The following is a 12,853-nucleotide window of genomic DNA, read 5'->3' on the forward strand; positions in this document are numbered from 1 at the left end:
GCCCGCCACCGGTGAAGCCGATCACGGTGTCGACCGCTTCGTCCTTGCGGATGATGTCGACCACCTGCCGCAACTTGGCCGCCATCGCTTGCGACGAGATGCTCTGGTCGGCACGCAGGCCGCCGTTGAGTTGCCCGCTGTCCTGCTGCGGAAAGAACCCCTTGGGTGCCGCACTGAACAGGTAGACGTTGAGGCCGATGACCGCCAGCAGGATGAGCATGACCAGCGCCTTGCTGTCGAGCGCCCAGTCGAGGCTGGCTTCATAGCGGCGCAGCACCCAGTCGTAGCTGCCGGCAGCCATGCGGCCGACGCGTCCCGGCGGCTTGTCGTTCGCATGCTCGCCACCGGGCTTGAGCAGCCACGCGCACATCATCGGCGTGGTGGTCAGCGAGATGACCAGCGAGATCATCACGGCGGCCGACAACGTGACCGCGAACTCGCGAAACAGGCGCCCGGTTTGCCCGCCCATAAACAGCAACGGAATGAACACCGCCACCAGCGACACGCTGATCGACAACACCGTGAACCCGACCTCTTTGGCGCCGAGCAGCGCCGCCTTCATGCGCGACATGCCGGCATCGATGTGTCGGCTGGTGTTCTCCAGCACCACGATGGCATCGTCGACCACGAACCCGGTCGCCACTGTCAGCGCCATCAGGCTGAAATTGTTGAGGCTGAAGCCCAGCAGGTACATCACGCCGAATGTCCCCAACAGCGCCACCACGGTCGCTACTGCGGGCACGATGGTCGCGCGCACGCTGCGCAAGAACAAGCTGACGACCAGCACCACCAGCAACACCGAGATGATCAGCGTCACCTCGACTTCATGCAGCGAGCTGCGGATCGAATTGGTGCTGTCGGATGCCACCTGCAACTGCACGTCGGGCGGCAATTGCGCCTGCAGTTCCGGCAGCAGTGCTCGCACGCTGTCGACGGTCGCGATGATGTTGGCCGAAGGCTGGCGCGTGATGAGCACGATGATCGCCGGTTCGCCGTTGAAGAGGCCGAGCGTGCGGGTGTCTTCCACGCCGTCATTGACTTCGGCGACGTCTTGCAGCCGTACCGCTGCGCCGTTGCGCCAGGCCACGACCATCGGTGCGTAGTCGCTGGCTTTAAGGGCCGGTGTCTGCGTGTAGATCTGCAGCTTGCGGCCGTCGCCCTGCACTGCCCCCTTGGGCCGATTGGCGTTGGCAGCCTGAATGGCAGCGCGAACGTCTTCGGTACTCACGCCATAGCGGTTCAGCGCGAAGGGCAGCAACTCGATGCGCACTGCCGGCAACGAGCCGCCGCCGATTTCGACATCGCCCACACCATCGACTTGCGACAACCGCTGGCTCACGATGTTCGACACCGCGTCGTAGATCTGGCCCGGCGTCTTGGTCTTGGAGGTGAGCGCCAGGATGATGACCGGAGATGCCGCCGGGTTGGCCTTGCGGTACGTCGGATTGCTGCGCAGCGTGGCCGGCAAGTCGACGCGGCTGGCGTTGATGGCGGCCTGCACCTCGCGCGCGGCGCCGTCGATGTTGCGGCTCAGGTCGAACTGCAGCGTGACCCGCGCCGAGCCGACCGAACTGGTCGACGTCATTTCGTTGACGCCGGCAATGGTGCCCAGGTGCCGTTCGAGCGGCGTCGCGACGCTGGTCGCCATGGTCTCCGGGCTGGCGCCGGGGATGGAAGCGCGCACCGAGATCACCGGATAGTCGACCTGCGGCAGCGGCGACACCGGCAGCACGAAGAAGGCCGCGATGCCGGCCAGCGCGACACCGACGGTCAGCAACACCGTGCCGATAGGTCGACGAACGAACGGCCGCGACAGGTTCACGCGGGCGCTCCGTCTTCATCGAGATCGGCTTCGGGCTTGCGGCGACGGCTTTCACCACCGAGCCGATCGAACGCCAGATAGATGACCGGCGTGGTGAAGAGCGTGAGCAGCTGGCTGACGATCAGTCCGCCGAAGATGGCGAGGCCGAGCGGCCGGCGCAACTCCGCGCCCTCGCCGAAGCTCAGCATCAGCGGCACGGCAGCGAACAAGGCCGCCAGCGTCGTCATCAGGATCGGTCGAAAGCGCAACAGCGCCGCCTGGTGAATCGCCTCTTGCGCCGACTTGCCCTGCGTGCGCTCGGCATCGATCGCGAAGTCGATCATCATGATCGCGTTCTTCTTCACGATGCCGATCAGCAGGATGATGCCGATGATGCCGATCACGCCCAGGTCGTTGCCGGTGATCATCAACGCCAGCAGCGCGCCGACACCGGCCGATGGCAGCGTCGACAAGATCGTGAGCGGATGCACGTAGCTTTCGTACAGCACGCCCAGCACGATGTAGACGCACACCACCGCCGCCAGGATGAGCCAGAGCTGATTCGACAGCGAGCGTTCGTAAGCGCCCGACGCGCCGAGGAAGGTCATGGTCACGCTGGCCGGCAGGCCAATCTCCTTGGCTGCGGCGCGAATCGCATCGACCGAGGCGCCGAGCGACACACCCGGCGCGGTGTCGAAGTTGAGCGTGCTGGCCGGGTACTGCGCCACGTGCGTGATCTGCAGCGGCGCCTGCTGCTCGGTGATGCTGGCGATCGCCGACAAAGGTGTCGCTACGCCCGAGCCGGCGATGAGGTTCAGGTCGCCGAGCTTTTGCGGCGTGTTCACCAGGCCGGGCTGCGATTCAAGGATCACGCGGTACTGGTTGGTCTCGGTGAAGATGGTCGAGACGATGCGCTGGCCGAAGGCGCTGTAGAGCGCATCGTCGACCGAACTTGCGGTAATGGACAGCCGCGCGGCGGTGTCGCGGTTCACGTTGACGAAAGCGGCCAGGCCCTGCGCGCCGGCATCGCTGCTGACGTTGCGTACCTGCTTGACCGTCTGCAGCCGGTCCACCAGCCGGGTCATCCACTGCGTGATGATGGCGCTGTCGACACCTTCGAGCGACGCGCGAAATTCGGTCGGCCCGGTCTCGGCATCGATGGTCAGGTCCTGCGTCGGCTGCAGGTACAGCGTGACGCCGGCGACGGCCTGCGCCCGGTCGCGCAACCGGTCCATCAGCGCCTGCTGTTTGCCATGGCTGGCGCGCAGGTTGATGAGCATGCTGCCGTTATTGAGCATCGTGTTGTTGGCCGCATCGACACCGACGAACGAACTCAGGCTTTCGACATCCGGATCTTCGAGAATCGCCTTGGCAGCGGCTTGCTGCAGTTGCGACATGCGATCGAACGACACGTCTTGCGACGCCTGGATGCGGCCCTGCAACTGCCCCGTGTCCTGCGTCGGAAAGAGGCCTTTGGGAATGCTCAGGTACAGCGCCACCGTGATGACCATCGTGAGCAGCGCGACCACGAGCGTCAGCGCCTGGTGCGCGAACACCCAGTGCAGCGAACGGTCGTAGCGGACCATCACGCCGGAGAAGAAGTTTTGAAGGCGCGCAGCGAACCCCGTCTTGCTCGGGGTGTTCGGGTTGCTCGGTTCCGCCTTGTGCGGCTTGAGCCAGCGCGCCGACATCATCGGCACCAGCGTGAGCGATACCACGGCGGAGATCAGGATCGTGATCGCCAGCGTGACTGCGAACTCGCGGAAAAGCCGCCCCACCACATCACCCATGAAGAGCAGCGGAATCAGCACGGCGATGAGCGACACCGTCAGCGAAATGATCGTGAAGCCGATCTGCGCTGCGCCCTTGAAGGCCGCTTGCAACGGCCGCTCGCCCTCTTCGATGTAGCGCGAGATGTTCTCGATCATCACGATGGCGTCGTCGACCACGAAGCCGGTCGCGATGGTCAACGCCATCAGGCTCAGGTTGTTCAGGCTGTAGCCAAGCAGGTACATCAGCCCGAAGGTGCCGATGAGCGAGATAGGCACCGCGATGCTGGCGATGACGGTGGCGCGCAGGCTGCCGAGGAACGCGAAGATGACCAGCACCACCAGCACGACGGCCAGGACGAGTTCCATCTCGACGTGCTGGACCGATCCGCGAATGCCCGAGGTGCGATCGCTCAGCACTTCGATCTTCAGGCCGCTCGGCAAGCCAGCCTGCAGATCGGGCAACTGCTTCTTGATGGCGTCGACCGTGGCGATGACGTTGGCACCCGGCTGACGCTGCACATTCAGGATGATGGCTGGGTGCAATTTCCCGTTGGTGCCGGCCCAAGCGCTGAGCTGCGTGTTCTCGGCGCCGCTGACCACTTGGGCCACGTCGATCATGCGAATCGGCGCGCCGTTCTTGTACGTGACGATCAGGTTCTTGTAGTCGTCGACGGTCAGCAACTGGTCGTTCGAATTGATCGTGTAGGCGCGCTTGGGCCCGTCGAAGCTGCCCTTGGCACCGTTCGAATTGGCCGCGCTGATGGCGGTGCGCAGCGTATCGAGCCCGATGCCGTTGGCCGCCAGCGCCTGCGTGTTGGCCTGGATGCGAACGGCAGGACGTTGTCCGCCGCTGAGCGACACCAGACCGACGCCCGAAACCTGACTGATCTTCTGCGCGAGTCGCGTGTTGACGAGGTTCTGCACCTCGGTCAGCGGCAACGTTTCCGATGTGATGGCGAGCGTCAGCACGGGCGCATCGGCGGGATTCACCTTGGCGTACACCGGCGGTGCCGGCAGGTCGGCCGGCAGCAGCGAGCCGCCGGCGTTGATGGCGGCTTGCACCTCTTGCTCCGCCACATCGAGCGTTTGCCCGAGCGAAAATTGCAGCGTGATGATCGACACGCCCGCGGCGCTGGTCGAACTCATGCGGTCGAGCCCCGCCATCTGGCCGAACTGCCGTTCGAGCGGCGCGGTGACCGTGTTGCTCATCACCTCCGGGCTGCCGCCGGGGTACAGCGTCTGCACCTGGATGGTCGGGTAGTCGACCTGCGGCAACGCCGACAACGGCAGGAAGCGGAACGACACCAACCCGGCCAGCACGATGGCCACCATCAGCAGCGAGGTCGCTACCGGCCGCAGGATGAACGGGCGCGACGGACTCATTGCGCCGGCCGGCGTTCCGACAGGCGCTGCCAGCGTTCGAGCGCGGCCGGCTCGCCGCGGTCGATGGCTTCGAGCAGGCGCTTGCGACGCTCGAGCTGTTCGGGGTTGTCCTTGACCGCATCGAGCAGGCGCTGGCGTTCCTCGGCGGTGGGCGGCTTGATGGCAGTGGTGGCGGTCGTGCCGCCGGAGGCCATCGGAGTGGCCGTCGAACCGGCGGGTGGTGCAACAGGAGCGGCCGAAGTGCCTTGCCGCCGGCCACTGGCGGCCCCCGATGCCGCACCCGCCGGCCGATCGACCGTGGTCTGTACGCGCGCGCCGTCCTTCAACCGGTCGCCGCCTTCGGTCACGACCTCTTCGCCGGACTTCAGGCCCGACATGATCGCCACGTTGTCGACGCTCGATTCGCCGCGCGTCACCGGACGCTGGCTCACCGTCTTGTCTTCGTTGATGACGTAGACGTAGTCGCCATTCGGCCCATGCCGCAGCGCCGTCACCGGCACGACGACGGCGGCGCTGATGGTGCGCATCAGCAGCCGCACGTTGACGAACTGGTTAGGGAACAAGGCCGAGTCGGCATTGGCAAAGCGCGCCTTCGACTTGACCGTGCCGGTGTTCGTATCGACCGAGTTGTCGAGCGTCGAGAACATGCCTGTCGCGAGTTGCTTGATGCGGGTGCGGTCGAGCGCAGTGGCCGGCAATTGCGCGCCAGCCGCGAGCCGTTGCTGGATCTCTGGCACGCGGTCCTGCGGCACCGAAAACGCCACGTCGATGGGCGACAGTTGCGTAATGACCGCGACCCCGGCCGTGCTGCCGGTCGATACGTAATTACCGGCATCCACCGGTCGCAAACCGACCCGGCCGCTCACCGGCGCGACGATGCGCGCGTAGTTCAGGTTGAGCTTGGCGGTGCTTTCGTTGGCGCGGTCGATGGTGACGGTGCCTTCGAGCTGCTTGACCAATGCGGCCTGCGTGTCGACGTCTTGCCGTGCGATCGAGTCCTGCCCGAGCAGCGTGCGGTATCGCTCCAACGTGACTTTTGCTGCCGACAACTGGGCTTCATCGCGCTGCCTGGCGCCAGCCGCCTGCGACAGCGCGATCTGGAACGGCGCCGGATCGATGGTGGCGAGCACGTCGCCCTTCTTGACCATCTGGCCCTCCTTGAAGAGCACCGCGGTCAGCACGCCCGCGACCTGCGGCTGCACCGTGACGTTGGCCAGCGGCTGCACGGTGCCGAGCGCGTCGAGCTGGATCGGAATGTCAGCCTGGCGCGCAACCGCGAAACCGACCGTGTTTTGCGCCCCTGCGCCGCCTGGGCCGCCCGGACCTCTCGCGCCGGCACCGCCCGGTCCACCGGGGCCACCTGGACCGCGCCCGCCCGCACCCGGCGCACCGGCTGCCGGCTCCTTCGAGCGCTGGACCAGGTACCAGGCGCCACCGCCCAAAGCCACCAGCAAAAGAATCGCGAGCACGGCACCCACCCAGCGACGGCGACGGACCGGCGGATGGGTGGGCGACACGGAGGCGGGAAGAGGCTCGGGGGGAGTGTGTGGATCCATCGGGATTCGGTCAGCGTGAATGGGCTCAGAGGAGGCACCCGGAGTACAGCGCAGGATGGTATCGCCCCGCCTTGACTTGCCGTAAAGGTTCGGTAAAGCCCATGCGGCGTGTCAGCCACTTCGTTCCATCCGCGCGCTTTGCGCCGCTCTTTTGCATCCGGCGCCGCTCTTTTGCGTTCTGTCGCATACCGCTCGCCGTGGGGGCGACGAATGACGAGAGTCACCCCATCGTTTTTTCTGGAGAAAACCATGCTGCTGCAAATCGTCACTCACACCCCACGTTGGGTTTTCGGCCTCTTCGTGCTGCTGGTCTGGCTCGGCTGCAAGCAGCTGATGTCGGGCCGCGTGAGCCTCGTCAAGGTCACGGTCATGCCGGTCGCCATGACGGGCCTCGCGGTCTACGGCGTGGCGTCGGCCTTCGGCGCATCGAACACAGCTGGCCCGGCTGCGCTGCTCGCCTGGGCCGCCGCAGCAGCAGTGCTGCTCGCCGTATCGATCCGCCAGCCGCTGCACGCCAACACCCGCTACAACGCCGAGGCCCGTGCGTTCGACGTGGCCGGCAGCGCCGTTCCGCTGATGCTCATGATGGGCATCTTCTTCACCAAGTACGTCGTCGGCGTCAGCCTGTCGATGCACCCGGAGCTGGCCCATCAGACGCCTGTGGCGGTCGGTATCAGCGCGGTGTATGGCACCTTCACCGGCATCTTCGTCGGCCGCGCCGCCCGCTTGTGGAAGCTGGCGATCCGCACCGACCGCGGAGTGGCCAGCGCCGCCTGATCTGTCGAATCCAGCCCACTGCCCCTTCACCCATTCAGCCATCCACCCACTCAGATCGAGGAGACACACCATGTCTGCTGCCGCCCACTTCAACGACGCCACCCGAGCCACCGCGGCCGGCCGCATCGACCAGCTCGCACGACGCCGCGCCAAGGCCAAGATGGGCTGGTTCGCCCACGCGACGATCTTCACCATCGTCAACCTCGGGCTCATCACGCTGTCGCTCCTCACCGGTCGTTTTTGGGCGCTCTATCCGCTGCTCGGGTGGGGTGTGGGACTGGCCATGCATGGCGTCTCGGTCTGGGCCTTGCCGCACGGCGGCGCCTTGATGGAACGCATGGTCGATAAAGAACGCGCCCGGCTGTCGGGCACGCCGCGCGGCGACCTGTGGTGAGTCTGGGCCTTCTTCGTCCAGAATCTGCCGCCATGAACATTCAATGGCGCGACCTCCTGCGCCACTATCTCCAGGTGGTGGCGTTTTGCAGCGTCATCGCCGTGCTGACCACCGCGATCTGGCCGCGCAAGAGCTATCTGGTTCAGCTCGGATACTCGCTTGCGGTCGGCACCGTCACCTGGGCGGTCATCGATTTCGGGCGCTATGTTTTCGACGAGCGCAATTGCCATCGCGACAGCGCAGGAGGGCACGGCTGGCCCAAAGGCTGGCGCGGCGCGCTGCTGGCGGCGGTCGGCGTTGCCTGCGGCTTCTTTATTGGAGAGCCGCTGGGCAACCTGTTGCTTGGCGACGGCGTCGTGCCGTCTGCACAAGACAGCCGCATCAGCCTCGTCATCACGCTGGTCGCGGGTGCCGTCGGCACCTTCTACTTCTTCACGCGCGGCAAGGCGGCAGCGTTGATCGCAGAGAGAAACGCTGCAGAGCGCGATGCGAGCGAGGCCAAGCTAAAGCTGCTCGAAACGCAGCTCGAGCCGCACATGCTCTTCAACACGCTGGCCAATTTGCGCGTGCTCATCACGCTCGACCCGCCGCGTGCGGTGCAGATGCTCGACCACCTCAACGGCTATCTGCGGGTGACCTTGAGCGGCTCGCGTTCGGTGGCCCATCCGCTGTCGGCCGAGTTCGACCGGCTGCGCGATTATCTGGAGCTGATGTCGATTCGCATGGGCCCGCGCCTTCGCTACACGCTGGAGCTGCCCGACGATTTACGCGACGTGCCGGTGCCGCCGCTGTTGCTGCAGCCGCTGGTCGAAAACAGCATCCGGCATGGGCTGGAGCCGCAGGTAGAGGGCGGCAAGATCGTCGTGCGCGCACGTCGCGAAAGCAAGGCCAGCGCCGGCAAGCTGCAGATCGCCATCGAGGTGCGCGACACCGGTGTTGGGCTGGGCGCGGCGCCGCCATCGGAAGGCGGCGGCTTCGGGCTCGCGCAAGTGCGCGAGCGGCTCGCGACGGTGTACGGCGCGCGGGGCCGACTCGAGATGGCTGCGGCTGCAGACGGTGGTACGCGTGCGGTGGTGACGTTTCCGATTTAGCGGCGACAGGTTGCGAAGCTGCGTTTTTTATTACCGCGGTAATGTGATAGTCTGCCCAGCATGATTCATGCCCATACCAAACTCACCTCGCAAGGCCAGGTTTCCGTCCCGGCCGCGGTCAGGCGCGCCTTGGGCCTGACGCCCGGCACCGTGCTCGAATGGGTCGAAGAGAAGGGCCGCATCGTCGTGAAGCGCGCTACTCGCCACGATTCCCAGGCGGTTCACGACGCGTTGTTTCCTGAAGGTGCCACACCCGTCCAGGCGAAGTCGCTGGAAGATTTGAAGCAAGGCATCCGCCAGCGCATGAAACGCCGCCATGCGGGCGGTTGATACCAATGTGCTCGTGCGGCTCCTTGTGCGAGACGACGCTCGGCAGGTGAAGCTTGCGGAGGTGTTTGTCGACGGCAACGCATGGATATCGCAGCTAGTGCTGGCTGAGACGATGTGGGTGCTGGAATCGGTTTACGACCGAACCCCTGTGCAACTCGCGGCGGCTCTTGAAATTTTGCTGGAACACAAAACGTTGACCCTGCAAGATGCCGATACGGTCGCCGCAGCTTTGCAGAATTTCAAGCGCAAACCAGCTTTGGGCTTCTCCGATTGCCTGGTGCTGGAGATTGCCAGAAAGGCGGGGCACACGCCGCTGGGCACTTTCGACAAAGGGCTTGCCAAGCTCGCGGGCGCGCAACAACTTTGAAGGTTTGACATGACTGCGTCAGGACGTTGAAGCCATGCAGAATCCCACAGCCCTCATCGCCGAAGACGAACCCCTGCTGGCCCAGGCACTGCGCGCTGAGCTAACCGCCGCATGGCCCGAGCTCGACGTGGTCGCCATCGTCGGCGACGGCCGCAGCGCCGTGAAAGAAGCGCTTCGCTTGCTGCCAAAAATCCTGTTCTTCGACATCCGCATGCCCGGCCTCGACGGCCTCGGCGCCGCGGCTGAACTGGCGGACACGTGGCCGACCGACGAAGTACCGATGCCGCAGCTCGTGTTCGTCACGGCCTACGACGAGTACGCGACACGCGCGTTCGAGGCGCAGGCCATCGACTACGTGTTGAAGCCGGTTCAGGGCGATCGGCTGCGCAAGACGGTAGCGCGACTGAAGCAGGCGGTGGCGATGTCGACGGCAACGCATAGCCCGGCCGAATCCGTCGCGCCGCAGCAAACTGCCGCACTCGAACAGACCTTGGCGCAATGGCGTCAGTTGCTCGCTGCCGCAGGCGCCAGCGCTGCCGGGCCGGCGGGGTTGCTCTCACCCAGTACGCTGCCGGGCACGTTACAGGGCGCGTTCGCAGGATCGACTGCCCCATCGGCCGTCGCCCCGCTCAAATTCATCGCCGCGAGCGACGCGGGTGGCGCCACCGTTCGCATGGTGCCGATGGACGAAGTGCTGTACTTCGAGGCGGCCGACAAATACGTTCGCGTGCTCACTGCGGCGCACGAATATCTGATCCGCACGCCGCTGAAGCAGTTGATGCCGCAACTCGATGCCAACATGTTCTGGCAGGTGCATCGGGCGGTCGTCGTGCGCAGCGATGCCGTCGACTCGGTGCACCGCGACGAAGCCGGCAAGCTGCATCTGCTGTTGCGCGGTCGGCCGGAGAACATCGCGGTCAGCCGCCTCTACGCCCACCTGTTTCGCGCGATGTAAGCCCGTGCGGGGCCGACCGTTCGGCCTGCTCGGCTCCATTCGAGCAACAAAAAAGCCGACCCTCTTTCGAAAGTCGGCTTTGGTGTGAATCAGCCTTGGATCAATAACCGCGGTAGTAACCGTGGCCGTGACCATGGCCATGACCGCGGTAGTAGCCCGGCGCCGGGCCGTAGTACACCGGGGGCGCGTTGTAATAAACCGGTGCCGGACGGTAATAGACCGGCGCTGGCTCGTAATACCGCGGCGGCGCGTTGTAGTAGACCGGCGCGGGGGCTGCATACATCGGTGCCGGCGCGTAGTACCCGGGAGCAACGCCAATCGCCAGACCCGGCAGGTTGATGCCAACCGAAACGCCAGCATTTGCCGCGGAGCCTGCGAACAGTGCGCCCGCTGCGACAGCCGCAGCAGCAGCGAACTTGAAGAAGGTAGAACGGTTGAGGTTCATGGTGGACTCCTGTTGATGGACACATTCAAGATGAACGGCCGAGAAGTGTATTCAACGCGCCTCGTGCAAAGCCGGTGTACTCGATCATGTGAAGAATGTTGCCAAGTGTTTCTTGCGCATACCCCCCTTTAAAATGCCGAGATGACTCCTCCGACCCCTGAAGACGGTGGCAAAAAACCGTCGTCGGCGCCCGCAAAAGCGCCTACAAAAACGGCTGCAACCGCTCCCGTCGCACCCAGTAATTTCCTGCGCCACGTGATCGAGAACGACCTCGAAAACGGCACCTATGCACAACGCCAGTGGGGTGGATCGCCTGGCGACGCCGCCCATCACATGGCGGGCATGCATGACCCGGCCAAAGTGCGCATGCGCTTCCCACCCGAGCCCAACGGCTACCTGCATCTGGGCCACGCCAAGAGCATCTGGCTCAACTTCGAGATGGCGAAGGAATACGGCGGCGTGTGCCACCTGCGCTTCGACGACACCAACCCTGAAAAAGAAGAGCAGGAGTATGTCGACTCGATCCGTAATGCGGTCGAATGGCTCGGCTATGAAACCTTGTTGGCCGACGGACTGGCGGGGCCGGGCTTATCGAATGCAGCCGGCGCGCCCGGCACGATGCAGCCGCACGAGTACTTTGCCAGTAACTACTTCGACTTCATGTACCGGGCAGCCGAGTACCTGATCGAAGCCGGATTCGCCTACGTCGACGAGCAAACGCCCGATCAAATGCGCGCAAGCCGAGGCGACTTCAACACGCCCGGCACCGACAGCCCGTTTCGCACTCGCACGCCCGCGGAGAACCTTGCGCGCTTTCGCGAGATGCGCGACGGCAAGCTCGACGACGGCGCGGCCATCCTGCGCGCCAAGATCGACATGGCGAGCCCGAACATCAACATGCGCGACCCCGCGCTGTACCGCATTCGTCGCGCCACGCACCACAACACCGGCGACAAATGGTGCATCTACCCGATGTACACCTTCGCGCATCCCATCGAAGACGCGCTGGAGCAGATCACCCATTCCATCTGCACATTGGAATTCGAAGACCAGCGTCCGTTCTACGACTGGCTGCTCGACCGCCTCGCCGAAGGCGGGCTCATCGCCAGCCCGCACCCGCGCCAATACGAATTCGCGCGCCTCAACGTCACCCACGTCATCACCAGCAAACGCAAGCTGCGCCAACTGGTCGAAGAAGGCCACGTCGACGGTTGGGACGACCCGCGCATGCCTACGCTCGCCGGCCTGCGCCGCCGCGGCTACACGCCCGAAGCGCTGCGCCTATTCTGCGAACGAAGCGGCGTGACCAAGTCCGGCGGCTGGATCGACTACGCGAGCCTGGAGGCCGCCCTGCGCGACACGCTCGACCCCATCGCTTCGCGCGCCATGGCGGTGCTGGATCCGGTCAAGTTGGTCATCACCAATTGGGGCGAATTGATGGGCGGCCCGACCAAAGATGAAAGCGTTCTGGACGACTGCACCGCGCCCAACAACCCGCACAAGCCCGACGACGGCCTGCGCCACTTCAAGATCGGCCGCGAGGTGTGGATCGAACGCACGGACTACGAAGACGTCCAGCCCAAAGGCTTCTTCCGCCTGTTCCCCGGCAACAAGGTGCGGCTGAAATACGGCCACACGATCGAATGCGTCGGCGGCACGCGCGATGCGAGCGGCAAGTTGCTCGAAGTGCAAGCGCTGCTGGTGCCCGACACCAAGAGCGGCACGCCGGGCGCCGATGCGGTGAAGGTGAAGGGCAACATCACATGGGTGGCAGTGGCAGACGCGCTGCCAGCGGAGGTGCGTTTGTATGAGCGGCTGTTCGCGGCAGAGAAGCCGGGGAGCGGGGAGTTGATGGACGAACTGAACAAGAACAGTTTGGTGACTGCCGCTGCATTCGTCGAGCCTTCATTGGCCGGGGCTGCGGAAGGCGGGGCGGGGTTTCAGTTCGAGCGGCACGGGTACTTCGTGGTGGATGCGAAGGC

General features: G+C 65.0%; 11 protein-coding genes. 7 read left to right on the forward strand and 4 right to left on the reverse strand.

From position 1 onward, the window contains the following. The 3 genes from QN397_RS25475 to QN397_RS25485 form a co-directional block, all read right to left on the reverse strand. Nucleotides 1-1,822, reverse strand: a 1,822-nt coding sequence (locus tag QN397_RS25475; RefSeq protein WP_323502357.1) for an efflux RND transporter permease subunit, incomplete at its 3' end; no start/stop codon positions are given. Continuing rightward, on the reverse strand, nucleotides 1,819-4,956 hold the full coding sequence (locus QN397_RS25480; RefSeq protein ID WP_323498850.1) for an efflux RND transporter permease subunit: 3,138 nt from the start codon (nucleotides 4,954-4,956) through the stop codon (nucleotides 1,819-1,821). The genes QN397_RS25480 and QN397_RS25475, both read right to left, overlap by 4 nt. After that, a complete protein-coding gene (locus QN397_RS25485; protein WP_323502358.1) occupies nucleotides 4,953-6,512 on the reverse strand; it encodes an efflux RND transporter periplasmic adaptor subunit in 1,560 nt (519 codons plus the stop codon). The genes QN397_RS25480 and QN397_RS25485 overlap by 4 nt, the downstream gene beginning before the upstream one ends. A 249-nt stretch (nucleotides 6,513-6,761) precedes the next feature. Here QN397_RS25485 and QN397_RS25490 point away from each other — a divergent pair, with 249 nt between their 5' ends. From QN397_RS25490 to QN397_RS25515, 6 genes are all read left to right on the forward strand, one after another. Beyond that, complete coding sequence (locus tag QN397_RS25490) at nucleotides 6,762-7,289, forward strand: DUF6622 family protein (protein ID WP_323498848.1); 528 nt, start codon at nucleotides 6,762-6,764, stop codon at nucleotides 7,287-7,289. 70 nt (nucleotides 7,290-7,359) lie between these two features. After that, on the forward strand, nucleotides 7,360-7,683 hold the full coding sequence (locus tag QN397_RS25495) for a 2TM domain-containing protein (protein WP_323498847.1): 324 nt from the start codon (nucleotides 7,360-7,362) through the stop codon (nucleotides 7,681-7,683). 32 nt (nucleotides 7,684-7,715) lie between these two features. Further along, the gene (locus QN397_RS25500) at nucleotides 7,716-8,774 is read left to right on the forward strand and encodes a sensor histidine kinase (protein ID WP_323502359.1); all 1,059 of its coding nucleotides are present in this window, start codon (nucleotides 7,716-7,718) and stop codon (nucleotides 8,772-8,774) included. A 60-nt stretch (nucleotides 8,775-8,834) separates the two neighbouring features. After that, the gene (locus tag QN397_RS25505) at nucleotides 8,835-9,104 is read left to right on the forward strand and encodes an AbrB/MazE/SpoVT family DNA-binding domain-containing protein (protein WP_323498845.1); all 270 of its coding nucleotides are present in this window, start codon (nucleotides 8,835-8,837) and stop codon (nucleotides 9,102-9,104) included. Continuing rightward, nucleotides 9,091-9,471 carry a type II toxin-antitoxin system VapC family toxin gene (locus QN397_RS25510; protein ID WP_323498844.1) on the forward strand — a complete coding sequence of 127 codons (381 nt, stop codon included), beginning with the start codon at nucleotides 9,091-9,093 and terminating at the stop codon, nucleotides 9,469-9,471. Before QN397_RS25505 ends, QN397_RS25510 begins: the two co-directional genes overlap by 14 nt. 34 nt (nucleotides 9,472-9,505) lie before the next feature. Further along, a complete protein-coding gene (locus QN397_RS25515) occupies nucleotides 9,506-10,426 on the forward strand; it encodes a LytTR family DNA-binding domain-containing protein (RefSeq protein ID WP_323498841.1) in 921 nt (306 codons plus the stop codon). Nucleotides 10,427-10,526: 100 nt separating this feature from the next. Here the strand turns inward: QN397_RS25515 and QN397_RS25520 are convergent, their stop codons facing one another. Continuing rightward, nucleotides 10,527-10,871: a hypothetical protein gene (locus QN397_RS25520; RefSeq protein WP_323498840.1), complete on the reverse strand. Its 345-nt coding sequence runs from the start codon at nucleotides 10,869-10,871 to the stop codon at nucleotides 10,527-10,529. Nucleotides 10,872-11,012: 141 nt separating this feature from the next. On the opposite strand from QN397_RS25520, the gene glnS reads away from it, so the two are divergent. After that, nucleotides 11,013-12,853 (forward strand): glutamine--tRNA ligase (gene glnS / locus QN397_RS25525; RefSeq protein ID WP_323502360.1); only part of this gene is annotated, 1,841 nt, incomplete at its 3' end.

The sequence above is a fragment of the Variovorax sp. RTB1 genome, from assembly GCF_035018765.1.
Lineage (GTDB): Bacteria > Pseudomonadota > Gammaproteobacteria > Burkholderiales > Burkholderiaceae_C > Variovorax.

What these genes read in the sequence shown, in the direction of transcription:
- QN397_RS25480 (WP_323498850.1), bottom strand. Translation starts at nt 4,956, where the DNA reads ATGAGTCCGTCGCGCCCGTTCATCCTGCGGCCGGTAGCGACCTCGCTG.
- QN397_RS25490 (WP_323498848.1), top strand. Translation starts at nt 6,762, where the DNA reads ATGCTGCTGCAAATCGTCACTCACACCCCACGTTGGGTTTTCGGCCTC.
- QN397_RS25520 (WP_323498840.1), bottom strand. Translation starts at nt 10,871, where the DNA reads ATGAACCTCAACCGTTCTACCTTCTTCAAGTTCGCTGCTGCTGCGGCT.
- QN397_RS25485 (WP_323502358.1), bottom strand. Translation starts at nt 6,512, where the DNA reads ATGGATCCACACACTCCCCCCGAGCCTCTTCCCGCCTCCGTGTCGCCC.
- QN397_RS25505 (WP_323498845.1), top strand. Translation starts at nt 8,835, where the DNA reads ATGATTCATGCCCATACCAAACTCACCTCGCAAGGCCAGGTTTCCGTC.
- QN397_RS25495 (WP_323498847.1), top strand. Translation starts at nt 7,360, where the DNA reads ATGTCTGCTGCCGCCCACTTCAACGACGCCACCCGAGCCACCGCGGCC.
- QN397_RS25510 (WP_323498844.1), top strand. Translation starts at nt 9,091, where the DNA reads ATGCGGGCGGTTGATACCAATGTGCTCGTGCGGCTCCTTGTGCGAGAC.
- QN397_RS25515 (WP_323498841.1), top strand. Translation starts at nt 9,506, where the DNA reads ATGCAGAATCCCACAGCCCTCATCGCCGAAGACGAACCCCTGCTGGCC.
- QN397_RS25500 (WP_323502359.1), top strand. Translation starts at nt 7,716, where the DNA reads ATGAACATTCAATGGCGCGACCTCCTGCGCCACTATCTCCAGGTGGTG.